Below are 23913 nucleotides of genomic sequence, written 5' to 3' on the forward strand. Positions count from 1 at the left end.
CCAGCACCATGTCGATCGACGTCAACAACGAGTCCGGAACCGAGGTCGACGAGCAGGCGATCCTCGACATCGCCCGCTACGCCCTCGCCCGGATGCGCATCCACCCGCTCTCCGAGCTCTCGGTGATCGTCGTGGACGAGGATGCCATGGAGCAGCTGCACATCCAGTGGATGGACCTGCCGGGGCCCACCGACGTCATGTCGTTCCCGATGGACGAGCTCCGGCCGCCCAGCAAGGACGACGACGAGCCCCCGCAGGGCCTCCTCGGCGACATCGTGCTGTGTCCCGAGGTCGCCAAGAAGCAGGGCGAGGAGGCCGAGACGCAGCACTCCATGGACGAGGAGCTCCAGCTCCTCACCGTCCACGGCGTGCTGCACCTGCTCGGCTACGACCACGAGGAGCCCGACGAGAAGGCCGAGATGTTCGGCCTCCAGGCGGCCATCGTGGACGGCTGGCGGCAGGAGAAGGGGCTCACCGGCCCGTCCCCCGCGCCGACCGTCTCATGAGCCTGCCCCTCGTCTCGGGCGCGATCGCCCTGGTCGTCGTCGCGTGGCTCGCCGCCTGCGCGGAGGCGGGCCTCGCGCGCGTCTCCAGCTTCCGCGCCGAGGAAGCCGTACGGAACGGGCGGCGGGGCAGCGCCAAGCTCGCGCAGATCGCCGCCGACCCGACCCGCTATCTCAACGTGGCGTTGCTGGTGCGCGTCGCCTGCGAGATGGCGGCGGCCGCCCTGGTCACCTACGCCTGCCTCCAGGAGTTCCCGGGCACCACCCGGGCCCTGCTGGTCGCGATCGGTGTCATGGTGCTCGTGTCGTACGTCGCCGTCGGCGTCTCCCCGCGGACCATCGGGCGCCAGCATCCCCTCAACACGGCGACCGCGGCCGCGTACATCCTGCTGCCGCTGGCCCGGATCATGGGCCCGATCCCGTCGTTGCTGATTCTCATCGGCAACGCGCTCACCCCCGGCAAGGGCTTCCGCCGGGGCCCGTTCGCCTCCGAGGCGGAGCTGCGCGCGCTGGTCGACCTCGCCGAGAAGGAGTCCCTGATCGAGGACGACGAGCGCCGGATGGTGCACTCGGTCTTCGAGCTGGGCGACACGCTCGTCCGTGAGGTCATGGTGCCGCGCACCGATCTCGTCGTCATCGAGCGGTACAAGACGATCCGTCAGGCGCTGACCCTGGCCCTCAGGTCCGGCTTCTCGCGCATACCCGTCACCGGGGAGAGCGAGGACGACGTCGTGGGGATCGTGTACCTGAAGGACCTGGTCCGCAAGACGCACATCAGCCGGGACGCCGAGTCCGAGCTGGTCTCCACCGCCATGCGGCCCGCCGCCTTCGTGCCCGACACCAAGAACGCCGGTGACCTGCTGCGCGAGATGCAGCAGGACCGCAACCACGTGGCGGTCGTCATCGACGAGTACGGCGGCACGGCCGGCATCGTCACCATCGAGGACATCCTCGAGGAGATCGTCGGCGAGATCACCGACGAGTACGACCGTGAACTCCCGCCGGTGGAGGACCTCGGCGAGGACCGCTTCCGGGTCACCGCCCGCCTCGACATCACCGACCTCGGCGAGCTGTACGGGCTGGACGAGTACGACGACGAGGACGTGGAGACGGTCGGCGGGCTGCTCGCGAAGGCGCTGGGGCGGGTGCCCATCGCCGGGGCGTCCGCGGTCGTGGAGCTGCCCGACGGCCGCTCGTTGCGGCTCACCGCGGAGGCCGCCGCCGGCCGCCGGAACAAGATCGTGACCGTGCTGGTGGAGCCGGTGGCCGCCCTCGAACCCGCCGAGGCGGAGAAGGAGTCCGAGTGACCGCCGAGGAACTGCGCTCCCTGTGCCTGTCGTTCAACGCGGCGGTGGAGGACTTCCCGTTCAGTCCGGAGATCTCGGTCTTCAAGGTGCTCGGCAAGATGTTCGCCCTGAGCTGGATCGACGCACGTCCCCTGAAGGTCAACCTCAAGTGCGACCCCGAGGACGCGATCCGGCTCCGCGCCGACCATCCCGGGCTGATCATCCCCGGCTACCACATGAACAAGCGCCACTGGAACACCGTCACCGTCGACGGCGAACTCCCGGACCGGCTGGTCCGGGAGCTCGTCGAGGACTCGTACGACCTGGTGGTGGCCGGTCTACCGCGCGCCGAGCGGCTGCGTCTCGACCGCCCCTGAGCGCACCCGCAGCCCCACCGCGACCAGCACCGCCGCCGCCAGCACCAGCACCGCGTCCAGGGCGAGGACCGTGTGGACGCCGGTCAGCAGGTCGGGGGAGGTGGTGGCGAGGACGCCGAGCAGCGGGATGCCGACGGTGATGCCGACCTGCTGGGTGGAGGTGACCAGGCCGGTGGCCAGGCCCTGCTCCTCGTCGGGGACGCCGGAGGTGACCGTGATGCCGTACGAGATGATCGCGCCCAGGTGGCACATGCTGGCCAGGGAGACGGCGGCCGTGGCGAGCCAGACCGACCAGTCCCCGGTGCCCAGGCCCAGCAGGGCGGCGATCAGGGCGCCCTGGCCGACGAGCGAGCCGACCAGGGTACGGCGGGGGCCGTAGCGGCCGATGACCCTGGGGGCGTAGATGCCGGCCACCGCCGACAGGACGCCCTGGACGCCGAAGACCAGGCCGGTCTCGAAGGCGGACAGGTGCAGGACCTCCTGGAGGTAGAGGGTCAGCACGAACACGACCGTCGACATCATCGAGAAGGTGACCAGGCCGCCGATGTTGCCCCACGCCACCGTGCGGCGGCGCAGCATCGGCAGGGACACCAGGGGCTGTGCGGTGCGGGACTCGACCGTGACGAAGGCGGCGAGCAGCAGCAGGCCCGCGATCAGGGTGACCACGACGTCGGCGCGGCCGAAACCGTGGTCGGCGGCCGTGGAGAGGGCGTAGATCAGGGCGAGCAGGGCGCCGGTGACGGTGATCGCGCCGGGCACGTCCAGGCGGGGGCGGTCCGGGGTGCGGGACTCCTTCAGCAGGACGGGCGCCAGCGGGAGCACGATCAGGGCGAACAGGGTGAGCAGGCCCATGGTGGAGCGCCAGCCGAAGGTGTCGGTGAGGGTGCCGCCGGCCACCATGCCGACGGTGAAGCCGAGCGAGAGCAGGGTTCCGGAGATGCCCAGGGCGCGGTCGCGGGCCGGGCCCTCCGGGAAGGTCGTGGTCAGCAGGGACATCCCGGTCGGCACGATCGCCGCCGCGCCGAGCCCCTGGAGGGCGCGGCCGGTGAGGAAGGACGCCGGGTCCCATGCGACGGTCGCGAGGACGGAGGCCGCGCCGAACACGGCGAGGCCCGTGAGGAACAGCCTCCTGCGGCCGAAGAGGTCGCCGACCCGGCCGAACAGGAGCAGGAAGCCGCCGGAGGGCAGCGCGAACGCGGTGACCGCCCACTGGAGCGCGGAGCGGCTCATGCCGAGGTCCGTGCCGAGGACGGGCAGGGCGACGTTCAGGACGGAGAAGTCCAGCGCCACCATGAACTGGGCGGCGCACAGGACGAAAAGGACGAACTTGTCGCGCGTCGACAACCGGGGGGTGTCGAGGGCGCCGGGGACGGGATTGGTGGTGTCGATCGCCATGGGCAAGAGCCTGCGGCCGCCGGAATAGCCTTGGGGAGCCGGAAGTTGTGCTGGTGGTGGCACCACCAGGCTGAGTCGAGGGGGACGTGTGCCCGAGGTCGTACCCAAGAGTGAGCGCCACCGTGAGCTGCGCGAGTTCCTGATGAGCCGGCGGGCCCGGGTCTCGCCCGCCGAGGCCGGTCTGCCGGACGGCGGGGCGCGGCGCCGCACCCCGGGTCTGCGGCGCGAGGAGGTCGCGGTGCTCGCGGGCGTGGGGGCCTCCTGGTACCAGTGGCTGGAGCAGGGCCGGGACATCTCGGTCTCCCCGCAGGTCCTCGACTCCGTGGGGCGGGTGCTGCGGCTCAGCAACGCCGAGCGGCGGCATCTGTACGTCCTGGCCGGGCTGAACCCGCCCGCGCCCGAGCCGGCCGCCGACCACGGCTGCGAGGGGATGCGGCGGCTGATCGACACGTGGATGCCGTACCCGGCGCACATCATGGACGCGTACTACAACTGCGTGCTGTACAACGACGCGGCCGGCTGGGTGCTGGGCATGCGGCCGGAGAACACCCAGAACTGTCTCGTGGACTTCTTCACCGACCCGCTGTACCGGTCGCGTTCGCACAGCTGGGAACAGAACGCGCGGACCGTCGTCGCCCAGTTCCGGGCGGCTTCCTCGGCGCGGCCGGACGACGAGGGGTACCAGGAGGTGCTGGCCCGGGTCATGGCGGCGAGCGCCGAGTTCGCCGCGCTGTGGGAGCGGCGGGACATCGAGGACGCCGGGGTGATCCGCAAGGAGCTCGACCATCCGCTGGTCGGGCTGCTGTGCGTGGAGTCCACGGCGCTGAAGGTGCCGGCCCGTTCCGATCTGACGGTCGTCCTGCACACCCCGCTGGACGAGGCGAACACCGCCGCCAAGCTGGAGTGGCTGGCCTCACCGGAGGGGCGGCGCGGGGCGATGTACCCCGTGGCGGGATGACCGGGGGCCCGGTTCGTATGCTCCTGTCATGACCGACAACAGTGCGCTTGACCCCGAGGACCGCAAGATCGTCACCCTGGCCCGTTCGGCGCGGGCCCGGAACGGAGTGCCGGAGGGGGCGGCCGTACGGGACGACACCGGGCGGACGTATGTGGCCGCGACGGTGGAGCTCGACTCGTTGCGGCTGAGCGCGTTGCGGACCGCGGTGGCCATGGCCGTGGCGTCCGGGGCGAAGTCCCTGGAGGCGGCCGCGGTGGTGACGGATGCGGAATCGGCCTCCGAGCAGGACCTGGCCGCGGTCCGGGATCTGGGCGGGCCCGGGACCCCGGTGCTGGTGGCGGGCGCCGACGGGACGGTGCGGAGTACCGTCACCGTCGGCTGATACCACCGGTAACACTTGGCCGGATTTCCCGCTTGCCGGTCCCCCTTCCCTCGCGCATCAATGGAACCGGGAATTCCGACGGACCGTCAGATCCCGGCCCGCGAGGCGTCCCGCACCACGCCCGCGCAGGCCGGCCGTCGGACCGCACCTCCCCGTCCGTCCCCACATGGCAGTCCCCACGGGAAGGGAACCGGATTCCAATGAACGGCACACGCATCAGTACCGGTGCGGCACTGGTGGTCGGAGCGCTCGCGGCCGCCGGGCTCGCGTTCGCACCCGCCGCCCTCGCTGTCACCCCGGACACCGCGACCATCAACGCCGACTGCGGCATGTTCGGCAGCGGCCAGGCCACCCTCACCGCGACGCAGGACGGCACCGCCGCCACCGTCACCGTCACCTCGGCGATCAACGCCCCGCTCCCGCTCTCCGAGGACTCGATCGCCTCGACCCTGACGTTCGTGAACGCGAACGGCACCACTACCACCTTCAGCGGCACGGAGAACCCCGCCATCGCCACCGGCGACCCCGTGACCGTCGGCCCGCTCAGCGGCACCGTGAACCCCGGCGACAGCCTCGAGTCGTACGGCGGTTCGCTCCAGATCGTCGTCTTCGGCATCACCGTGACCTGCTCGGCGACCGGTCCGCAGGCGCCCGGTCCGTTCGTGTTCGACTGACCCCGTACCGGAGCGCTCGAGTCAAGTGCCTCAGTTGCCGCAGGAACTGACATGTCGTCAGGTTTCTGCGGCAACTCCATTGACTTCTCACGCGATCCACACATCAATGCCCCCTGTCGGCACAGGACTTCAGGAGCTTCCGGAGGGGGCACATCCATGGGTTCGACGACTCGAAGACGACGCCGTCTGGCGTCCTTTCTCGGGGCGACCGCGCTCGCGGTCACCGCGGGCGGCGCACTGGCCTGTCCGGCCGGTGCCGCCACCGACGTGGACTTCGCCACGCACTGCATCCCGCCCGCGGTCGCGGGCATCCCGCCGATCGACGGCACCACCACGGCCAGGATCGCCGTCGACAACACCAGCCCCAAGGTGGGCGACACCGTCACCGTGACCTACACGGTGGTCAAGCCCGCCGCCAGCAACCCCACGGCCATCGCCCTGCCGGCCGACATCATGACCCCGACCGGCAAGGTCACCCTCGGCGGCGCCCAGACCGGCGCCGTCACCGTCGCGGGCCCCAAGAAGAACGACCCGGTGCCGGGCAACGGCGCCTTCCCGTCGTTCTCCATGACCGGCACCTTCAAGGTCACCTCGCCCGGCGCGATCACCCTCTCGCCGAGCGACTACAACATCCACACCAGCTACATCCTCGAGCTGGACACCCCCTGCACGGTGATCACCCCGCCCGCCCCGGTCTCCGAGACGGTGACCGCGACGGACACCACCCCCGTCAACCAGCGGGACATCACCCTGGGTTCGGCCTCCGGCAAGCCCGGTGCCGCCGTCGCCGTCACCGGCAGCAAGTTCACCCCGGGCGCCACGGTCACCCTGGCCGGGCGGGCGGGCTCCGCCCAGACCGCGGACACCGCCACCGCGACCGCCGACTCCACGGGCGCCTTCAGCGGCTCGCTCGTCGTCAACGACAAGACGACGACCGGGATCGTGGCGTACGAGGGCAGCGCGTGGAGCGACACCAAGGGGACCGGGCCCAAGGCGTACGTCGTCATCGACGACACGCCCGTCCCGGCCGGCAGCCAGAAGATCACCACCACGGTGAAGGCCGGCACCCTGTCCATGTCCCAGGCCGGGGACACCGTCAGCCTCTCGGCGGTGGACTACGGCAAGGGCGGAGCCTCGACCGGCAACCTCAACCAGGTCACGGTCAAGGACTTCCGTGGCGGCCCCGCCGGCTGGTCCCTCACCGGCAAGGTCACCGACTTCACCGGACCCGGCGCCAAGATCGACGCCGGTGCGCTGAGCTGGAGTCCCTCCTGCGCCACCAAGGCGGGCAGCCCGAGCACCTGCCAGGGCGGTTCCGCCGGCGCGGTCGGATCCTCGGGAGCGACGCTCGCATCCACTCCCAACGCGGCGCTCACCGGCGGTGAGTTCACCGTGGACGCCGGACTCTCCCTGAACGTACCGGCGTTCACCCCGGTCGGCACCTACTCCGGCGTGCTCACCCTCACGCTCAGCTGAACCGTACGGGCGCCCGCACCCGCCCGTCCGTCCCTCTCCACCCGTGGGGGTCCGCACCCATGCGCAAGCTGTACGTCCTCCTCCTGAGCCTGTTCCTGGCCGCCGCCGCGCCCGTGCCCGCGCACGCCGCCGACAACGGCAGCTGGTCCGTGTACCCGGCCGCCTCCCAGATCGGGGCGCGCCCCTACTTCTACCTCTCCGCCGATCCCGGGCAGAGCATCGACGACAAGGTCGTCGTCACCAACAAGACCGGCGAGCCGCTGAGTTTCCGGCTCTACGCCGCCGACGCCTACAACACCGCCCGCGACGGCGGTTTCGCCGTGCGCACGGTCGTCGAGAAGCAGCGCGGGGTGGGCGCCTGGGCGAAGCCCGCGAGGTCCCGGGTGACCGTCCCCGCCCACGGCAAGGTCACCGTGCCCTTCACCCTGTCGGTGCCCGAGGGCGCCGAACCCGGTGACCACCCGGGCGCGCTGGTGGCGCTGGACGAACGGGTCGACAAGGGCGACGGCACGGTGGCGCTCGGAGTGCAGCGGGCCGTCGCCGCGCGGATCTACCTGCGGGTCGGCGGGCCCACCGTCCCCGCGATCACCGTCGAGGACGTGCACGTCAGCCACCACCAGCCGCTGGTCCCCGGGCTGGGGGACAGCGGGGCGACGATCTCCTACACCCTGCGCAACACCGGCAACGTCACGCTGAACCCGAAGGTCGAGCTGCGGGCGACGGGGCTGTTCGGGCGGACCCTGCTGGCGCGCGACCTCGCGAGGATCCCCGGTGAGCTGCTGCCCGGGCAGCGGGTGCGGCTGAGCGAGCCGTGGCACGGGGCGCCGCAACTGGACTGGGGGGACGTGAAGTTGACGGCGAGCGCGACGGGTACTCACGAGTCGGCGAGTGCAGGTTTCTTTGCGTTGCCGTGGTTGGTGGCGGTGGTGTTGTTCGTGGCCGGTGGTGTGGGAGGGGGGCTGGCGGTACGTTTTCGGCTGCTGCGCCGTGGTGGCTTGTCGCGCCCACGCGGCGGAGCCGCACATTGACACAGCCCCGCGCCCCGATGGGGCGCCCTAAAGGGCGTCCGGACCCCGCTCGCCCGTCCGTACCCGTACGACCGTCTCCACCGGCAGCGCCCACACCTTGCCGTCGCCGATCTTGCCGGTCCGGGCGGCCTTGACGATCGCGTCGATCACCGCGTCCGCGTCGGCGTCGTCCACGACCACCTCGATACGGACCTTGGGCACCAGGTCGACCTGGTACTCGGCGCCGCGGTACACCTCGGTGTGGCCGCGCTGACGGCCGTAGCCGCTGGCCTCGGTCACGGTCAGGCCGTGGACGCCGATCTCCTGGAGCGCGGTCTTGACCTCGTCGAGGCGGTACGGCTTGACGATCGCGGTGATGAGCTTCACGTGGTCCTGGCCTTCTGGGCGGAGTGGACGGTGGACGCGCTGACCGGGGCACCGTGGCCCAGGACGCCGTGATCGTATGCGGTCTCGGCGTGCACCGTAAGGTCCAGACCGGTGTGCTCGTGCTCCTCGTCGGCCCGGAAGCCCATCACCTTGTCGATCCCCTTGCCGATGCCGTACGTCACGGCGAAGGCGTACGCCCCCACGGCGAGCACGGCCACCAGCTGCCTGCCGAGCTGGCCGAGCCCGCCGCCGTACAGCAGGCCCTCGGTGCCGCCGGTCATCGCCTTCTCGGCGAAGACCCCGATCAGCAGGGTGCCGATGACACCGCCGACCAGGTGCACACCGACGACGTCGAGCGAGTCGTCGTAGTTCAGCCTGAACTTCCAGCCCACCGCGTAGGAGCAGACGACACCGGCGGCGAGGCCGACGACCAGTGCGCCCAGCAGGGAGACCGAGCCGCAGGACGGGGTGATCGCGACCAGGCCCGCGACCGCGCCGGACGCGGCGCCGAGCGTGGTGGGGTGGCCGTCGCGCTTCTGCTCGACGAAGAGCCAGCCGAGCAGGCCGGTGCAGCCGGCGGCGAGGGTGTTGAGGAAGGCGGCCGCGGCCAGCCCGTTGGCGCCCAGCGCCGAGCCCGCGTTGAAGCCGAACCAGCCGAACCAGAGCAGGCCCGCGCCCAGGACGACCATCGGGAGGTTGTGCGGGCGCATGGCGTCCTTCTTGAAGCCCAGCCGCGGGCCGAGGACCAGCGCGAGGGCGAGACCGGAGGCGCCGGAGGTGATCTCGACCGGCAGACCTCCCGCGAAGTCGAGCGCGCCGAGCTTGTCCAGGATCCAGCCGCCCGGGCCCCACACCCAGTGCGCGACGGGAACGTATACCAGCAGCGCCCAGACGGGCACGAACACCAGCCAGGCCGCGAACTTCGCGCGGTCCGCGATCGCACCGCTGATCAGGGCCGCCGTGATGATCGCGAAGGTGAGCTGGAAGGTCGCGAAGAGGAGGGTGGGGACGGTGCCGTGCACGCTGTCGGGGCCGAGGCCCTCGAAACCGGCGTGCTCCAGGCCGCCGATCAGCCCGGCGAAGCTGTCGTCGGAGAACGCCAGGGAGTAGCCGGCGGCCAGCCACACCACCGTGACCAGGGCGATCGACACGAAGCTCATCATCAGCATGTTGAGGACGCTCTTCGTGCGGACCATGCCGCCGTAGAAGAGGGCCAGGCCCGGGGTCATCAGCAGGACGAGGGCGGTGGCGGCGAGCAGCCAGGCGGTGTCGCCGGTGTCGATGCCTTGCGCGGCGAGGGTCACGGTCGTCTCCAACGGTGTGGGGGCTCGTCAGAGGTTCACCGGCCTGCGTTTCCGGCCGGGCACGCCGGTGTTTCCGCGATGTTTCGTTGCGTGGAGGTTTCTGGAAGCTCACGGGGAGGCGGACGGTCGGGCGTCTGTACGGCGGGGCTCTGTGGATCAGGGAGAATGGGGCGCATGAGCGTTCGCAGTCAGTCATCCGAGCCGCCGGCGTCGTCGGAGGCCCCCCACCGTGCCGGCTTCGCCTGCTTCGTGGGTCGCCCCAACGCGGGCAAGTCCACCCTCACGAACGCTCTGGTCGGCCAGAAGGTCGCGATCACCGCGAACCAGCCGCAGACCACGCGGCACACGGTACGGGGGATCGTGCACCGGGAGGACGCCCAGCTGATCCTGGTCGACACCCCCGGGCTCCACAAGCCGCGCACGCTGCTGGGCGAGCGGCTCAACGACGTCGTCCGCACCACCTGGGCCGAGGTCGACGTGATCGGTTTCTGCCTGCCGGCGAACGAGAAGCTCGGTCCCGGTGACCGCTTCATCGCGAAGGAGCTGGCGTCGATCAAGAAGACGCCGAAGATCGCGATCGTCACCAAGACCGACCTCGTCGACTCCAAGGCCCTCGCCGAGCAGCTCATCGCGATCGACCAGCTGGGCAAGGAGCTGGGCTTCGAGTGGGCGGAGATCGTGCCGGTCTCGGCGGTCGCCGACAAGCAGGTGGGCCTGCTGGCCGACCTGATCGTCCCGCTGCTGCCGGAGGGCCCCGCGCTCTACCCCGAGGGCGACCTCACGGACGAGCCCGAGCAGGTCATGATCGCCGAGCTGATCCGGGAGGCCGCGCTGGAGGGCGTCCGGGACGAGCTCCCGCACTCCATCGCGGTGGTCGTCGAGGAGATGCTCCCCCGCGAGGACCGCCCCGCCGACAAGCCCCTGCTCGACATCCACGCCTTCGTCTACATCGAGCGCCCCAGCCAGAAGGGCATCATCATCGGCCCCAAGGGCAAGCGCCTGAAGGAGGTCGGCATCAAGAGCCGCAAGCAGATCGAGGCCCTCCTCGGCACACCGGTCTTCCTGGACCTGCACGTGAAGGTCGCGAAGGACTGGCAGCGGGATCCTCGGCAGCTGCGGAAGCTGGGGTTCTAGGCCCCGTCCCCCCGCGACCGGGGAGACAGGGCCTAGTAGGCCGTTTCCTGCGGGGACAGGTCCTGGAGGCCCAGCACCCTGAGCAGCTGGAGGCGTTCGTACGACTCCGTTCCCGGGCGGGCCGTGTGGACGACCAGGAGGTGGTGGTGCTCGTGGCTGAGCATCACCTCGCAGTCGAGTTCGAGCAGGCCCACCACCGGATGCAGGAACCGCTTCGTGGCCCGGTTGCGCTGGGACACCTCGTGCGCGTCCCAGAGGCGGGCGAACTCCGCGCTGGACGCCCGGAGTTCGGCCACCAGCGCGGTCGGTTCCGGATCGTCCGGGCGGGCCGCGGCCACCGCCCGCAAGGTCGCGACATGGGCGCGCGCGTGGCCCGCCACGTCCTCCTCGGGGAAGAGCGAGCGGGCGGTCGGGTCCAGGAAGAACCGGCGGGTCAGATTGCGGTCGCGACGCGGGCGGGACATCACGTCGCCCACCATCGCCTTGGCCATCGCGTTCTGCGCCAGCACCTCCCCGCAGTCGTTCACCACCTGCGCCGGGGTGTCGTGCAGCCGGTCCAGGATCAGCAGCAGCCCCGGCCGGACATGCCCCGACGCCGTCTCCCGGCGCGGCGGCTCCTCCCCGGCCAGGTGGAACAGATGGTCCCGCTCCACGTCGGTCAGACGCAGCGCCCGGGCCAGCGCCGTCAGCATCTGACGGGACGGCCGCGGCCCACGTGACTGCTCCAGCCGCGTGTAGTAGTCCACCGACATCCCCGCCAGCTGCGCCACCTCCTCGCGCCGCAGCCCCGGCGTACGGCGGCGCGCCCCGGCCGTGAGGCCCACGTCGGAGGGGTCCAGGCGGGCGCGGCCACGGCGCAGGAAGTCGGCGAGTTCGGCTCGGTTCACCCCTCCAGCCTGCGCCACCGCGCCCGGCTTATCCAGGGACTGCCGATCCCCCGATCGAGAGGTCTCTCCCGGTACGCGCCCGGCCGTTCCACGCTGGTCCGGACGAGAGGAGCAGAACATGCTGACATTGGTGACAGGTACGACGGGACAGGTCGGCCGGCGCTTCGTCCCGAGGCTGCTGGCCCAGTCCCGGCCGGGGGAGCGCGTGCGCGTCCTGGTACGGGACGCCTCGCGCGGTGAGCCCTTCGCCGAACTCGGCGCCGAGGTCGTCACAGGGGATCTGCGGGACGCCGACGCGCTCGGCAAGGCCGTCGCCGGCGTCGACGCGGTCGTGAACGTCGCCGCGGCCTTCCGGGGCGTACCCGACGAGGAGGCGTGGGCCGTCAACCGGGACGCGGCGGTGGAACTGGGCCGTGCCGCGGCGGCCGCGGGTGTCGAGCGGTTCGTGCAGGTCAGCACCGGTCTGGTGTACGGCACCGGACGGGGCCGGCCGGTCACCGAGGACGACGAGAGCCGGCCCGGCGGGTCCATGTGGGGCGCCTACCCCGCGTCCAAGGCGGAGGCCGAGCGGTCGCTGCTGGCGATGGAGGGGCTCGACGTGCGGATCGCGCGGCTGCCGTTCGTCTACGGCGAGGGGGATCCGCATCTCGCGCAGTCCCTGATGTGGGCGAAGAACTGGTCCTCGGCGCAGCGGTTGCACATGGGGCACCATGCGGATGTGGCACAGGGGCTGCTGCGGGTTCTTCACACGCCGGGGATCTCGGGACGGGTCTACAACATCGCCGACGACGCTCCTGTGACGGCGGTCGAGTTGCACCAGCTCAACGGGGCGGAGATTCCGGGGGAGTTGTACGAGCGGGTGGATCCGGATCCGTGGCTGGTGATCATGTCGACGGAGCGGATTCGGCGGGAGCTGGGGTATCGGCCGGTGTATCCGTCTGTTTATGCGGCGCGGGAGGCGGGGGCGCTGTGAAGTATGGGCCGGTTGTCGTCTGCCGGTCCGGTGGGGGCTGGTCGCGCCCACGCGGCGGAGCCGCACATCGATACAGCCCCGCGCCCCTAAAAGCCTCTAGTCGACGCTCCTTATACGGTCCACCAGCACCGCCCCCGCCAAGCCCACCACCGCCGCCACCCAGTACAGGACCCTGTACCCCCCTAGGTGCGTCACGATCGGTGCTGCCAAGGCCGGGGCCGCGACCTGCGGCAGGGAGTTCGCCACGTTGATGATGCCCAGGTCCTTTCCGCGGTCCAGGGCCGTCGGGAGGACGTCCGTCATCAGGGCGAAGTCGACCGACATGAACACCCCCAGCCCGACCCCGAGCAGGGCCGCCACGACGATCGCGCCGGGCCAGGTCTGCCAGACGGCCAACAGCCCCGTGGCCACCGCCATCAGCACGCCGGACCAGCGCACGAACGGCTTGCGGCGGCCCACGCGGTCGGACCAGATGCCGCCCACCACGACCGTGGCCAGCAGCGCCACGCTGTCCACCGCGGTGAGGATCAGGACACCCTGCTCGGGGTCGTGGTGGTGGAGCTGGTCCCGCAGGTAGTAGAGGAGGTAGAGGATCACCAGCGCGTTGCTGAGGTTGATCAGGAAGCGGGTCAGCCAGGCCCACGCGAAGTCGGGGTGGCGGCGCGGACTCAGCCAGAAGCCGCGCACGAACGCCCTCCAGGACCAGGGCGGCCGGTCCGCGGCCGGCAGTCTCAGGTCCCGGTGGCGCAGCACGTACGGCAGCACCCCCGCGACCGTGAACACCGCGCACGCCGCATAGCCCGCCGCGATCCCGCCGGCCGCCGTCGCGAGGCCCGTGCCGACGACCGCGCCAAGGATCTGGGCCGCCCCGATCCAGCCGCCCACCACGCCCCGCTGGAGGCGCGGCACCCGGTCCGGCACCGCCGCCGTGACCGCCGCGAAGGCCGCGTTCAGGGTCAGCTGGACCAGGCACCAGGCGAACGCCATGAGCCAGAGCCCGTGCGCGCCCGCGAGCAGCAGCAACGACAGCGCGCCGCCCGCGGCCCCGGCCACGATCCAGGGGCTGCGGCGGCCCCAGCGGGACGCGGTGCGGTCGGACAGGGCGCCGAACAGCGGGTTCGCCGCCAGCGACACCACCGCGCCCACCCCCGTCACCCAGGCCAGCAGCGTCTCCTTCGACATGCCGGTGCCGGGCGCGAAGTCCTCCGCCTGGCGGGCCAGCAGGATCTGGAGCGGGCCGTACCAGCCCACCCAGATCGCCACGTTGGCGAGCGAGAGGGAGGCCGTCCAGCCCTTGCCGACCCGCTCCACCGGCTCCGCGAGGGCTTGGCTCACCTCTGGGCCCGGAGCAGGTCCCGGTACCAGCCGTACGACGCCTTCGGGGTCCTCGCGAGCGTCTCGAAGTCGACGTGCACCAGGCCGAACCTGCGCGCGTACCCCTCGGCCCACTCGAAGTTGTCCAGCAGCGACCACACGAAGTACCCGCGCACGTCCACCCCCGCCTCGACCGCCTTGTGCAGGGCGCGGACGTGGCTGTCCAGGTAGGCGATCCGGTCCTGGTCGTCGACGCCCTCGTAGGAGCAGCCGTTCTCGGTGACGACGACGGGTGGCAGGCGGTCGCCGTAGCGCTCGTGGAAGGTCGTGAGGAGTTCGGTGAGGCCCTCCGGGACCACCGGCCAGCCGAAGTCCGTGACCGGGACGCCCTCGATCTGCTCGACGGAGAAGGGGAGTTCGGCGGGGATGGTCAGTCCGCCGAACTCGACGTCCTCGCCCTTCGGGGCGCCCACGCGGGTCGGGGCGTAGTAGTTGACGCCGTAGAAGTCGAGCGGCTCGGAGATGACCTTGAGGTCCGCCGCCACGTCACCCGGCATCAAGTCGCCCAGCCCGGACGGGTATTCGCCCAGCAGGAGCGGCTCCGCGAACAGCCGGTTCAGCAGCAGGTCGTAGAAGTCCGCCGCCTCCACGTCGGGCTGGTCCCGGGAGGCCGCCCAGGTCGGTCCGTGCGAGTTGGCGATCCCGATGTCCGTCGCACCGGCCGCGCGCAGCGCCTGCACGGCCAGGCCGTGGCCCAGGAGCTGGTGGTGGGCCACGGGCAGCGCGTCGAACATCAGCTGCTTGCCGGGGGCGTGGGCGCCGATCGCGTGCCCGAACAGGGTGTGCTCGGCGGGCTCGTTGAGGGTGATCCACCGGTCGACGCGGTCGCCGAGACGGTCGGCCACGAGGGACACGTACTCGGCGAACCGGGACGCGGTGTCCCGCTCCAGCCAGCCGCCCCTCTCCTCCAGCGCCACCGGCAGGTCCCAGTGGAAGAGGGTCGGGACCGGACGTACGCCCGCCGCGACCAGTTCGTCCACGAGACGGTCGTAGAAGTCGAGGCCCTTGTCCGTGCGCACCCGCGGCCAGGAGACCGAGAAGCGGTACGCGTCCACGCCCAGCCCCGCCAGCAGGGAGACGTCCTCGCGGTAGCGGTGGTAGTGGTCGCAGGCCACCTCCGCCGTCGAGCCGTCCTTCACCCGGCCCGGTTCGGCCGTGAACGTGTCCCACACGGACCGCTCGCGCTCGTCCGTCGCGCCCTCGATCTGGTGGGCCGAGGTCGAGACGCCCCACAGGAAGCCGTCGGGGAACCGGGGGATCGCATGCTCTTCAGTCGCCATGCGCCGGATCATGGGTACTGGCGGGTAGGGAAGTCAACGGGCAAGCGGGAACTGCCAGTTAGGCGCCTTCTTTGAGCACCTTCGAGATCAGTTCGCGCTGCTCCTCCGTCAGCCGGGGATCGGCCGCGTACACCGTCCTGCCGTCCACGGTGATCTCGTAGCTGAAGCCGTCCGGGACGCCGACCGGGCGGGTGTCGCGGCCGGCGGCGAGTGCCTTCTCGGCAAGGGCCTGCCACTCGTGGGCATCGGGCCGCCCGGAGGTGTCGACCTCCTTGTGCCGCTCGATGCCCGCGAACCCGCCCGTGCGCCTCACGTGAATACGCATGGGTCCCTGTCTAGTACGGATGCCGCGCTATGTCGCGCACGGACTCACAGGATCCGCACCCCGACCTGCTCCCAGGCCTTCGACACGGCCTGGAGTTCCTCGCCGCCGTCGCCGAAGCGCTCGCGGGCGGCCTTGACGGTGAGCCCCGCGAAGTCGTTGAACAGGGCGCGGTCGGAGAGCTCCCCGCCGGTCAGGACGTCGTACCAGATCTGGCCCGCGCGCTCCCAGGCGTGGCCGCCGAGGGCGTTCGCGACCAGGTAGAAGGCGTGGTTGGGGATGCCGGAGTTGATGTGCACGCCGCCGTTGTCGCGGCCGGTGCGGACGTAGTCGTCCATCGTCGCGGGCTGCGGGTCCTTGCCGAGCACGTCGTCGTCGTACGCGGTGCCCGGCTCCTTCATGGACCGCAGGGCCTTGCCGGTGACACTGGGGGCGAGGAGCCCGGCGCCGATCAGCCAGTCGGCCTCGGCGGCGGTCTGGCCGAGCGTGTACTGCTTGATGAGCGAGCCGAAGACGTCGGACATCGACTCGTTGAGGGCGCCCGACTGGCCGTAGTACGTGAGGTTCGCCGTGTACTGGGTGACGCCGTGGGTGAGTTCGTGGCCGATGACGTCGATCGGGAGGGTGAAGTCGAGGAAGATCTCGCCGTCGCCGTCGCCGAACACCATCTGCTCGCCGTTCCAGAAGGCGTTGTTGTAGTTCTCGTCGAAGTGCACGGTCGCGTCGAGCGGGAGGCCGTCGCCGTCGATGGAGTGGCGGGCGTACGCCTTCAGGTAGAGGTCGAAGGTGGCGCCGAGACCGGCGTAGGCGCGGTTGACGGTGGCGTCCTGGCCGGGTTCGGAGCCCTCGGCGCGGACCTCGGTGCCGGGCAGGGCGCTGCCGTGGCCGGCGTCGTAGATCGTCCGCAGCGGCTGGTCCGACGGGGCCTTCGCCGTCGGTGCGGCCGCGAGGCCGAACTCGGTGGTCACGCGGCGCCGGCCGCGCAGTTCGCTGTCGCGCATCAACGTCTGCTGCGCGGGACCGGAGAGTGCGGGGTCGTCGTTACGGGCCAGTTTGTCCAGGACGTGTGGCGGTACGACGGTGCAGAAGACGGGCTCGAAGCCCCCGTTGGTCGTCATGTCCGGCACCCTTGCACTGCGTTATGTGCTTGTCACTAGGTGCAACCATGATTGGTGAAATGTAGGGATACGGAGGCCCGTCGTCAGTCGCTCTGTGCTACCGGGTCGGCTGTGGGTCCCGCATACTGATACGGAACCGCCCATCCGGATCGGCTCGGCTAGAGTGGCTCGCATCATGCGTTTCGGGCTGCTTCTTCTTAGCTGCCGCGGCGAGGGCCTGTAGTCCAGGTCGACTCCCTCCCCGCGGAGCTTCGTGTTGCGTGTCGGCCGTCCTTTCCGGACATCCCTAGGAGCCCCGCAATCATGGCGAACCGCCAGCAGCCCAGTTCCATGCCGATCCACAAGTACGGCCGGTACGAGCAGGTCGACATCCCGGACCGCACCTGGCCGGACAACCGGATCACCGTCGCCCCCCGCTGGCTCTCCACCGACCTGCGCGACGGCAACCAGTCCCTGATCGATCCGATGTCGCCCGAGCGCAAGCGCCGGATGTTCGACCAGCTGGTCAAGATGGGCTACAAGGAGATCGAGGTCGGCTTCCCGGCGTCGGGCCAGACGGACTTCGACTTCGTACGGTCGATCATCGAGGAGCCGGGCGTGATCCCGGACGACGTGACGATCTCCGTACTGACCCAGGCCCGCGAGGACCTGATCGAGCGGACCGTGGAGTCCCTGAAGGGCGCCAAGCGGGCCACCGTCCACCTGTACAACGCCACCGCGCCGGTCTTCCGCCGGGTCGTCTTCCGGGGCTCCAAGGACGACATCAAGCAGATCGCCGTCGACGGCACCCGCCTGGTCATGGAGTACGCGGAGAAGCTGCTGGGCCCGGAGACCGAGTTCGGCTACCAGTACTCCCCGGAGATCTTCACCGACACCGAGCTGGACTTCGCGCTGGAGGTCTGCGAGGCGGTGATGGACGTCTACCAGCCGGGCCCGGGCCGCGAGATCATCCTCAACCTGCCCGCCACGGTGGAGCGTTCGACCCCGTCCACGCACGCGGACCGCTTCGAGTGGATGCACCGCAACCTGTCCCGCCGCGAGTACGTGTGCATCTCGATCCACCCGCACAACGACCGCGGCACCGCCGTCGCCGCCGCCGAGCTGGCCCTGATGGCCGGCGCCGACCGCGTCGAGGGCTGTCTGTTCGGACAGGGCGAGCGCACCGGCAACGTCGACCTGGTCACCCTGGGCATGAACCTGTTCTCGCAGGGCGTCGACCCGCAGATCGACTTCTCCGACATCGACGAGATCCGTCGCACGTGGGAGTACTGCAACCAGATGGAGGTCCACCCGCGCCACCCGTACGTGGGCGACCTGGTCTACACGTCCTTCTCCGGCTCCCACCAGGACGCCATCAAGAAGGGCTTCGACGCGATGGAGGCCGACGCGGCCGCCAAGGGCGTCACCGTCGACGACATCGAGTGGGCGGTGCCCTACCTGCCGATCGACCCGAAGGACGTCGGCCGCTCCTACGAGGCCGTGATCCGGGTCAACTCGCAGTCCGGCAAGGGCGGGATCGCGTACGTCCTGAAGAACGACCACAAGCTGGACCTGCCGCGCCGGATGCAGATCGAGTTCTCGAAGATCATCCAGGCGAAGACGGACGCCGAGGGCGGCGAGGTCACCGGCTCGGACATCTGGGCGGTCTTCCAGGACGAGTACCTGCCGAACCCCGGGAACCCCTGGGGCCGTATCCAGGTCAGGAACGGCCAGTCGACCACGGACACCGACGGCGTGGACACGCTGAAGGTGGAGGCCACGGTCGACGGCGTCGACACCGTCCTGACCGGCTCCGGCAACGGTCCGATCTCCGCCTTCTTCGACGCGCTGGCGAAGGTCGGCATCGACGCCCGGCTCCTGGACTACCAGGAGCACACGATGAGCGAGGGCGCCTCCGCGCAGGCCGCCTCCTACATCGAATGCGCGATCGACGGCAAGGTTCTGTGGGGAATCGGCATCGACGCGAACACGACGCGTGCGTCGCTCAAGGCGGTCGTCTCGGCCGTCAACCGAGCCGCTCGATAATCCGCCTGACCGGGGGTTTTGGGGCCTTGATCGCTGTATACGGCGATCAAGGCCCCGTTGTTTATCGGCCATCGGCGCGTGGAGGTCACGAGCAGGTATCGTCCGAGGTGCTGACGCCGCCTCCCTCATGTGGCTAACATCACGCAAGCGCGGCGATGTTGCCGCGGCGTTACGGAGGTGCTGACGTGCTGCCTGGACGGGGACGAAACGGCCATGCCGACAGGCCTGCGCGCCTCCTGGGCACCCGTACCGCGTGGACGACCGTCGGAGACGGCGAGTTCTTCTGCCCCGGGTGCGGAGGGGACCGCAACTACCAGCGCCTCTCGGGCCGCCGCCGCCTGACGCTGCTGGGCGTCCCGGTCCTGCCGCGCGGCGACACCGGCCCGGTGGTGGAATGCGCGGCCTGCCGGGACCACTTCGGCACGGACGTCCTCGACCACCCCACCACGACCCGCTTCTCGGCGATGCTCCGCGACGCCGTCCACACCGTCGCCCTCGGGGTCCTCACGGCGGGCGGCACCTGCTCCCGCAGCTCGCTCGAGGCCGCGGCCGGCACGGTCCGCGCGGCCGGCTTCGAGGACTGCACGGAGGACCAGCTGGAGACCCTGGTCGAGGCCCTCGCCGAGGACACCGGCGGCGTCTACGACCGCCCCTGCGGAGCGGGCCTCGCCATAGAGCTCCACGAGGCCCTGGACCCCCTCGCCCCGCACCTCGCCCCGGCGGGCCGCGAATCGATCCTCCTCCAGGCGGCCCGCATCGCCCTGGCGGACGGCCCCTACACCCCGGCGGAACGCGACGCCCTCTCGACGATCGGCACGGCACTGACGATCTGCGCGGACGACGTCACGAGACTGCTGGCAGCGGCGAGGACCCCGTCCTGATACTCCCCGGGGAGTAGTCGGCCTCCCGGGTCTCCCCGGGCAGTAGCCGCCAACTCGCCCTCCCGTCCGACGAACACGCCCCTTTGCGGCGGAAGTCTGGAAGCGACTCAGACGTCCGACCGGAAGGAGGCCCGTTGATGGGGGCCGTAGAGAAGAGTGCGCGGCGGCGGGCCGTGCCCTGGCTGGTGCTGGGGCTGTGGATCGTCATCATGGTGGCCGTGTCGCCGTTCGCCGCCAAGCTCGCCGATGTGCAGCGGGACCGGGCCGTGGACTACCTGCCGGCGAGCGCCGACTCGACGCAGGTCGCGAAGGTCCAGGAGCGGCTGCCCGGGGGCGAGGCCACCGAGATGGTCGTCGTCTACCACCGGGACGGCGGGCTGACGGCCGCCGACCGGGCCACCGCCGCCCGGCAGATCGGGCGGATCGCCGACGCGCACACGCTCACCGCCGAGCCGCGGGGCATTCCGTCCAAGGACGGGACCACCGTGATGTACCCCGTCGCCAGCACCGAGCCGGGCAGCGACGAGAAGGCCCGCGACCGGCTCGTCAACGAGGTGCGGAGCGTCGCGAAGGGCGAGGACGGGCTCGGCGTCGACGTCGGCGGGGAAGGAGCCCTCGCCACCGACGCCGGCGAGGTCTACGACTCGCTCGGCGGGCCGCTGCTCTACACCACCGCCGGGGTCGTCGCCCTGCTGCTGATCCTCATCTACCGCAGCCCGCTGCTGTGGCTGGTGCCGCTCGGTGTCGCGGGCATGTCGGAGTACCTGGCGCAAGGCGTGGCCTACGGGCTCAACCAGGGGTTCGGGACCTCCGTCACCGGCCAGAGCGCCGGCATCATGACCATCCTCGTGTTCGGCGCCGGCACCGACTACGCGCTGCTGCTCGTCTCCCGGTACCGGGAGGAGCTACGGCGCATCGAGCGGCCGTACGACGCCATGGTCGCCGCGCTCAAGGGCTGCGGGCCCGCCGTGCTCGCCTCCTCCGGGACCGTCGCCGCGGGACTGCTGTGCCTGCTCGCCGCCGACCTCAACAGCAGCCGCGGAATGGGCCCGTTGGGCACGGTCGGGGTGCTGGTCGCCCTTGCCGCGATGATGACGCTGCTGCCCGCGGTCCTCGTGCTGCTCGGCCGCCGGGTCTTCTGGCCCCTGGTGCCCCGCTACGGCAGCACCCCCAAGGCCCGCCGGTCGCTGTTCGCCGCGATGGGCAGCTCCGCCGGGCGGCGGCCGCTCACCGTGCTGGCCGGCGGGGCCGTGCTGCTCGGGGCGCTCGCGCTGGGCGTGCTGAACCTGCCCGGCAGCCTCAAGCAGGAGGACTCGTTCACCACCAGGCCCGACGCCGTCGCCGCCATGCGGACGCTCGCCGCGGCCTACCCGGAGCAGGGCACGCAGCCCATCGCCGTCATCACCCCGGCCGACCGCGCCGACGCCACCCTCGCCGCGATCCGCGGCACCCGGGGCGTCGACAGCGCGCAGAAGGGACGTACCGGGGACGGCTGGACCGAGATCTCCGTCACCGCCGTGAACGCCCCCGAGTCCGCCGGGGAGACCGCGACCATCAAGGCCCTGCGGGACCGGCTCGACGGCTCCTACGTCGGCGGGCCCAGCGCCGAGCAGCTCGACCTGAAGGACACCAACAGCCGCGACCGGAAGATCGTCGTGCCGATCGTCCTCGTCTCCGTGCTGCTGATCCTGATCGCCCTGCTGCGGTCCCTCGTCGCGCCGCTGATTCTGGTGGCCGCCGTGGTCGCCGTGTGGGGCGCAGCCCTCGGCATCGGCGGGCTGGTCTTCGGGCCGCTGTTCGGCTTCGAGGGCACCGACCCCGGGCTCGGGCTGCTGTCCTTCGTGTTCCTGGTCGCCCTGGGCGTCGACTACGGCATCTTCCTGATGCACCGGATGCGCGAGGAGTCCCTGGCCGGCGCCGAACCGGTCACCGCCGCGCTCACCGCGCTGCGGACCACGGGCGGGGTCATCGCCTCCGCCGGACTCGTCCTCGCGGCCACCTTCGCGGTGCTCACCAACATGCCGCTGGTCCAACTCGTCGAGCTGGGCTTCGTGATCGCGGTGGGCGTCCTCCTCGACACCTTCCTGGTGCGGACCTACCTGGTCACCAGCGCGGCCGTCGCGCTGCGGCGCAAGGTGTGGTGGCCGGGCCCGCTGTCCCGGGCGCCCGAGCCGCCGGTCCGCAACGAACCCCAGCCGGAACGCGTGTGACTAGGTCACCCCTGGGCGCCCTTCCCTCCCGGAAGGGCGCCCTCCGCCCCGAAGTCCCGGAAGATGACACCGTGCAGGAGACCACGAGGCCCCGGCTGGGCGAACGGATCATGGCGGCCGTCAACCGCGACCCGCGGACCGCCCCGCACGGCACCCGCAACGACACGCTGCTCGCCGTCGTACTGGCGGCGGCGGCCGTCGGTGCCGGCCTGTTCATCGACGACGGCCGCCGCCCGGACGCCCTCGGCTGGACGCTGCTGCTCGCCGCCCACGTGCCGCTCGTGTGGCGCCGCCGCCGTCCGCTGCTCGTGCTGGCCGCGATCGTGACGCTGATCGCGCCGTACCACGCCCTCGACAACAACCACGCGGCCCCCACCCTCGTCGCCTACGTCGCCCTCTACACGGTCGCCGTCACCGGCCGCCCCCTTCGGACCGTCCTGACGGGCGCCGCCGTGCTGAGCGTCTCGCTGAGCGTGATGCTCACCGTCAACCCCCACCGGGCCCTCGAACTGCTGGGGACCTCCGGCTGGATCATCGCCGTCCTGTTCTGCGGCATCGACGTGCGCTACTACCGCCAGTACGTGGCCTCCATCGTCGAACGGGCCGTCCGCGCCGAACGCACCCGAGAGGAGGAGGCCCGCCGCCGGGTCGCCGAGGAACGCCTGCGCATCGCCCGCGACCTGCACGACCTGCTCGCCCACAGCATCACCCTGATCGGCGTGCAGACCTCCGTCGCCGCCCACGTCCTGGCCGCCGACCCCGAGCGCCTCGACCGGAAGACCGTCGCCAAGGCCCTCGACGACATCACCGAGACCTGCCGCACCGCGCGCGGTGAACTCCGCACCACCCTGGAGGTGCTGCGCGAGCCCGGACTGCCCGACGCCCGCGGCCCGCTGCCCGGCCTCGACGGCCTGCCCGACCTCGTCGCCGCCGCCCGGCTCGCCGGCGCCCGCGTCGAGCAGGACCTGCGCGTCCGCGCCGACCCGCCGCCCGCCGTCGGCGCCGCCGCCTACCGGATCGTCCAGGAGGCCCTCACCAACGCGGTCCGGCACGCGGGTCCCCGGCCCGCCGTACGGCTGCGGCTGTACGACGAACCCGGCGCCCTACGCGTGTCGGTGGCCGACGACGGCACCGGGCCCGTCCCCGGCGGCACCCCCGGTTTCGGACTGCTCGGCATGCGGGAGCGGGCCCGCAGCGTGGGTGGCACACTCGACGCCGGACCACGGCCGGACGGCGGCTTCGAGGTGACGGCGGCGCTGCCGTTCACCCTGGGGGAGGGAACCGTATGACCATCCGCGTGCTGCTCGCCGACGACCAGACCCTGGTGCGGGCCGCGTTCGCCATGCTCGTCGCGTCGGCCCGGGACATGGAGGTCGTGGGGGAGGCGGCCGGCGGGCGGGAAGCCGTGGGCGCGGCCCGCGAGGTCCGGCCCGACCTGGTGGTGATGGACATCCGCATGCCCGACCTGGACGGCATCGAGGCGACCCGGCTCATCGCCGCCGACGAGACGCTCGCCGGAGTGCGGGTGCTCGTCCTGACCACCTACGACACCGACGAGAACATCGTCGAGGCGCTGCGGGCGGGCGCCTCGGGATTCCTGGTGAAGGACACCCGGCCGGCCGAACTCCTCGACGCGATCAGGACGGTGGCCGCCGGGGAGGCGCTGCTCTCGCCGGGGCCGACGGCCCGTCTGATCGAGCGGTTCCTGCGCACCCCCTCACCGGTCGTGACGGGCGGTCCGGAGTGCCTCTCCGACCGGGAGCGCGAAGTGCTGGCCCTGGTCGCGCGGGGCCTCAACAACACCGAGATCGCCGAGGCGTTGGGCCTCAGCCCCCTCACCGCGAAGACACACGTCAGCCGGATCATGGGCAAGCTGGGCGCCCGGGACCGGGCCCAACTGGTCATCGTGGCCTACGAGTCGGGGATGGTGACGCCTCGGACGGGGTGACCCGCGGTCGTT

The 23913-nt window shown here is 71.4% G+C and carries 23 protein-coding genes; 15 read left to right on the top strand and 8 right to left on the bottom strand.

What is annotated here, in order from left to right:
• Positions 1–8 precede the first annotated feature (8 nt).
• From ybeY to H295_RS0115545, 3 genes are read left to right on the top strand one after another with little or no spacing between them, the layout of a single operon-like run.
• Positions 9–506, top strand: a complete 498-nt coding sequence (gene ybeY, locus H295_RS0115535) for an rRNA maturation RNase YbeY (protein ID WP_020136251.1) — start codon at positions 9–11, stop codon at positions 504–506.
• Positions 503–1810: a hemolysin family protein gene (locus H295_RS0115540; RefSeq protein ID WP_020136252.1), complete on the top strand. Its 1308-nt coding sequence runs from the start codon at positions 503–505 to the stop codon at positions 1808–1810. Before ybeY ends, H295_RS0115540 begins: the two co-directional genes overlap by 4 nt.
• Entirely contained in the window at positions 1807–2166 is a 360-nt protein-coding gene (locus H295_RS0115545; RefSeq protein ID WP_020136253.1) for an MmcQ/YjbR family DNA-binding protein, read from the top strand. Before H295_RS0115540 ends, H295_RS0115545 begins: the two co-directional genes overlap by 4 nt.
• On the opposite strand, the gene H295_RS0115550 is transcribed toward H295_RS0115545, so the two are convergent.
• Positions 2128–3561: an MFS transporter gene (locus H295_RS0115550; protein ID WP_020136254.1), complete on the bottom strand. Its 1434-nt coding sequence runs from the start codon at positions 3559–3561 to the stop codon at positions 2128–2130. The two genes, H295_RS0115545 and H295_RS0115550, sit on opposite strands and share 39 nt — an antisense overlap.
• Positions 3562–3703: 142 nt before the next feature.
• Between H295_RS0115550 and H295_RS0115555 the strand changes: the two genes are divergently transcribed.
• The 5 genes from H295_RS0115555 (at position 3704) to H295_RS0115575 (ending at position 8079) form a co-directional block, all read left to right on the top strand.
• The gene (locus H295_RS0115555; RefSeq protein ID WP_234021622.1) at positions 3704–4519 is read left to right on the top strand and encodes a helix-turn-helix transcriptional regulator; all 816 of its coding nucleotides are present in this window, start codon (positions 3704–3706) and stop codon (positions 4517–4519) included.
• 28 nt (positions 4520–4547) lie between these two features.
• Positions 4548–4901 carry a cytidine deaminase gene (locus H295_RS0115560; protein ID WP_020136256.1) on the top strand — a complete coding sequence of 118 codons (354 nt, stop codon included), beginning with the start codon at positions 4548–4550 and terminating at the stop codon, positions 4899–4901.
• 200 nt (positions 4902–5101) lie between these two features.
• Positions 5102–5575 carry a hypothetical protein gene (locus H295_RS0115565; RefSeq protein WP_020136257.1) on the top strand — a complete coding sequence of 158 codons (474 nt, stop codon included), beginning with the start codon at positions 5102–5104 and terminating at the stop codon, positions 5573–5575.
• A 156-nt stretch (positions 5576–5731) separates the two neighbouring features.
• Complete coding sequence (locus H295_RS0115570) at positions 5732–7051, top strand: beta-xylosidase (RefSeq protein ID WP_020136258.1); 1320 nt, start codon at positions 5732–5734, stop codon at positions 7049–7051.
• 59 nt (positions 7052–7110) lie between these two features.
• Positions 7111–8079: a WxL protein peptidoglycan domain-containing protein gene (locus H295_RS0115575; protein ID WP_020136259.1), complete on the top strand. Its 969-nt coding sequence runs from the start codon at positions 7111–7113 to the stop codon at positions 8077–8079.
• Positions 8080–8106: 27 nt separating this feature from the next.
• Here H295_RS0115575 and H295_RS0115580 read toward each other — a convergent pair whose 3' ends face one another.
• A complete protein-coding gene (locus tag H295_RS0115580; RefSeq protein WP_020136260.1) occupies positions 8107–8445 on the bottom strand; it encodes a P-II family nitrogen regulator in 339 nt (112 codons plus the stop codon).
• Positions 8442–9749, bottom strand: coding sequence for an ammonium transporter (locus H295_RS0115585; RefSeq protein ID WP_028809394.1), 1308 nt, complete (start codon positions 9747–9749; stop codon positions 8442–8444). Before H295_RS0115585 ends, H295_RS0115580 begins: the two co-directional genes overlap by 4 nt.
• A gap of 174 nt (positions 9750–9923) precedes the next feature.
• On the opposite strand from H295_RS0115585, the gene era reads away from it, so the two are divergent.
• Positions 9924–10883, top strand: a complete 960-nt coding sequence (gene era / locus H295_RS0115590) for a GTPase Era (protein ID WP_020136262.1) — start codon at positions 9924–9926, stop codon at positions 10881–10883.
• 32 nt (positions 10884–10915) lie between these two features.
• On the opposite strand, the gene H295_RS0115595 is transcribed toward era, so the two are convergent.
• Positions 10916–11770 (bottom strand): helix-turn-helix transcriptional regulator, encoded by an 855-nt coding sequence (locus tag H295_RS0115595; protein ID WP_020136263.1) that lies wholly within the window; start codon positions 11768–11770, stop codon positions 10916–10918.
• A gap of 118 nt (positions 11771–11888) precedes the next feature.
• On the opposite strand from H295_RS0115595, the gene H295_RS0115600 reads away from it, so the two are divergent.
• The gene (locus H295_RS0115600; protein WP_020136264.1) at positions 11889–12743 is read left to right on the top strand and encodes an NAD-dependent epimerase/dehydratase family protein; all 855 of its coding nucleotides are present in this window, start codon (positions 11889–11891) and stop codon (positions 12741–12743) included.
• 96 nt (positions 12744–12839) lie between these two features.
• On the opposite strand, the gene H295_RS0115605 is transcribed toward H295_RS0115600, so the two are convergent.
• From H295_RS0115605 to H295_RS0115620, 4 genes are read right to left on the bottom strand one after another with little or no spacing between them, the layout of a single operon-like run.
• Positions 12840–14078, bottom strand: a complete 1239-nt coding sequence (locus H295_RS0115605; protein ID WP_028809396.1) for an MFS transporter — start codon at positions 14076–14078, stop codon at positions 12840–12842.
• Complete coding sequence (locus H295_RS0115610; RefSeq protein ID WP_199788591.1) at positions 14075–15409, bottom strand: GH1 family beta-glucosidase; 1335 nt, start codon at positions 15407–15409, stop codon at positions 14075–14077. Before H295_RS0115610 ends, H295_RS0115605 begins: the two co-directional genes overlap by 4 nt.
• Before the next feature lie 46 nt (positions 15410–15455).
• Entirely contained in the window at positions 15456–15722 is a 267-nt protein-coding gene (locus tag H295_RS0115615) for a protealysin inhibitor emfourin (RefSeq protein ID WP_028809397.1), read from the bottom strand.
• A gap of 44 nt (positions 15723–15766) precedes the next feature.
• Positions 15767–16837: a M4 family metallopeptidase gene (locus tag H295_RS0115620; protein WP_020136268.1), complete on the bottom strand. Its 1071-nt coding sequence runs from the start codon at positions 16835–16837 to the stop codon at positions 15767–15769.
• Positions 16838–17140: 303 nt separating this feature from the next.
• On the opposite strand from H295_RS0115620, the gene leuA reads away from it, so the two are divergent.
• From leuA to H295_RS0115645, 5 genes are all read left to right on the top strand, one after another.
• Positions 17141–18862, top strand: a complete 1722-nt coding sequence (gene leuA, locus H295_RS0115625; protein ID WP_020136269.1) for a 2-isopropylmalate synthase — start codon at positions 17141–17143, stop codon at positions 18860–18862.
• Between the two features lie 185 nt (positions 18863–19047).
• Entirely contained in the window at positions 19048–19743 is a 696-nt protein-coding gene (locus H295_RS0115630; RefSeq protein ID WP_020136270.1) for a TerB family tellurite resistance protein, read from the top strand.
• A 137-nt stretch (positions 19744–19880) separates the two neighbouring features.
• Positions 19881–21953, top strand: coding sequence for an MMPL family transporter (locus H295_RS0115635; protein WP_020136271.1), 2073 nt, complete (start codon positions 19881–19883; stop codon positions 21951–21953).
• The gene (locus tag H295_RS0115640; RefSeq protein ID WP_043217514.1) at positions 21950–23242 is read left to right on the top strand and encodes a sensor histidine kinase; all 1293 of its coding nucleotides are present in this window, start codon (positions 21950–21952) and stop codon (positions 23240–23242) included. The genes H295_RS0115635 and H295_RS0115640 overlap by 4 nt, the downstream gene beginning before the upstream one ends.
• On the top strand, positions 23239–23901 hold the full coding sequence (locus tag H295_RS0115645) for a response regulator (RefSeq protein ID WP_020136273.1): 663 nt from the start codon (positions 23239–23241) through the stop codon (positions 23899–23901). The genes H295_RS0115640 and H295_RS0115645 overlap by 4 nt, the downstream gene beginning before the upstream one ends.
• The last annotated feature ends 12 nt before the right edge of the window (positions 23902–23913 follow it).

The sequence above is a fragment of the Streptomyces sp. 351MFTsu5.1 genome, from assembly GCF_000383655.1.
Taxonomy (GTDB): Bacteria; Actinomycetota; Actinomycetes; order Streptomycetales; family Streptomycetaceae; genus Streptomyces; species Streptomyces griseorubiginosus.

Bases quoted from the DNA above. Each gene is read 5' to 3' on its own strand.
- ybeY (WP_020136251.1), top strand. From the start codon at position 9: ATGTCGATCGACGTCAACAACGAGTCCGGAACCGAGGTCGACGAGCAG.
- H295_RS0115540 (WP_020136252.1), top strand. From the start codon at position 503: ATGAGCCTGCCCCTCGTCTCGGGCGCGATCGCCCTGGTCGTCGTCGCG.
- H295_RS0115550 (WP_020136254.1), bottom strand. From the start codon at position 3,561: ATGGCGATCGACACCACCAATCCCGTCCCCGGCGCCCTCGACACCCCC.
- H295_RS0115555 (WP_234021622.1), top strand. From the start codon at position 3,704: ATGAGCCGGCGGGCCCGGGTCTCGCCCGCCGAGGCCGGTCTGCCGGAC.
- H295_RS0115560 (WP_020136256.1), top strand. From the start codon at position 4,548: ATGACCGACAACAGTGCGCTTGACCCCGAGGACCGCAAGATCGTCACC.
- H295_RS0115565 (WP_020136257.1), top strand. From the start codon at position 5,102: ATGAACGGCACACGCATCAGTACCGGTGCGGCACTGGTGGTCGGAGCG.
- H295_RS0115570 (WP_020136258.1), top strand. From the start codon at position 5,732: ATGGGTTCGACGACTCGAAGACGACGCCGTCTGGCGTCCTTTCTCGGG.
- H295_RS0115575 (WP_020136259.1), top strand. From the start codon at position 7,111: ATGCGCAAGCTGTACGTCCTCCTCCTGAGCCTGTTCCTGGCCGCCGCC.
- era (WP_020136262.1), top strand. From the start codon at position 9,924: ATGAGCGTTCGCAGTCAGTCATCCGAGCCGCCGGCGTCGTCGGAGGCC.
- H295_RS0115600 (WP_020136264.1), top strand. From the start codon at position 11,889: ATGCTGACATTGGTGACAGGTACGACGGGACAGGTCGGCCGGCGCTTC.
- H295_RS0115610 (WP_199788591.1), bottom strand. From the start codon at position 15,409: ATGATCCGGCGCATGGCGACTGAAGAGCATGCGATCCCCCGGTTCCCC.
- H295_RS0115615 (WP_028809397.1), bottom strand. From the start codon at position 15,722: ATGCGTATTCACGTGAGGCGCACGGGCGGGTTCGCGGGCATCGAGCGG.
- H295_RS0115620 (WP_020136268.1), bottom strand. From the start codon at position 16,837: ATGACGACCAACGGGGGCTTCGAGCCCGTCTTCTGCACCGTCGTACCG.
- leuA (WP_020136269.1), top strand. From the start codon at position 17,141: ATGGCGAACCGCCAGCAGCCCAGTTCCATGCCGATCCACAAGTACGGC.
- H295_RS0115635 (WP_020136271.1), top strand. From the start codon at position 19,881: ATGGGGGCCGTAGAGAAGAGTGCGCGGCGGCGGGCCGTGCCCTGGCTG.
- H295_RS0115645 (WP_020136273.1), top strand. From the start codon at position 23,239: ATGACCATCCGCGTGCTGCTCGCCGACGACCAGACCCTGGTGCGGGCC.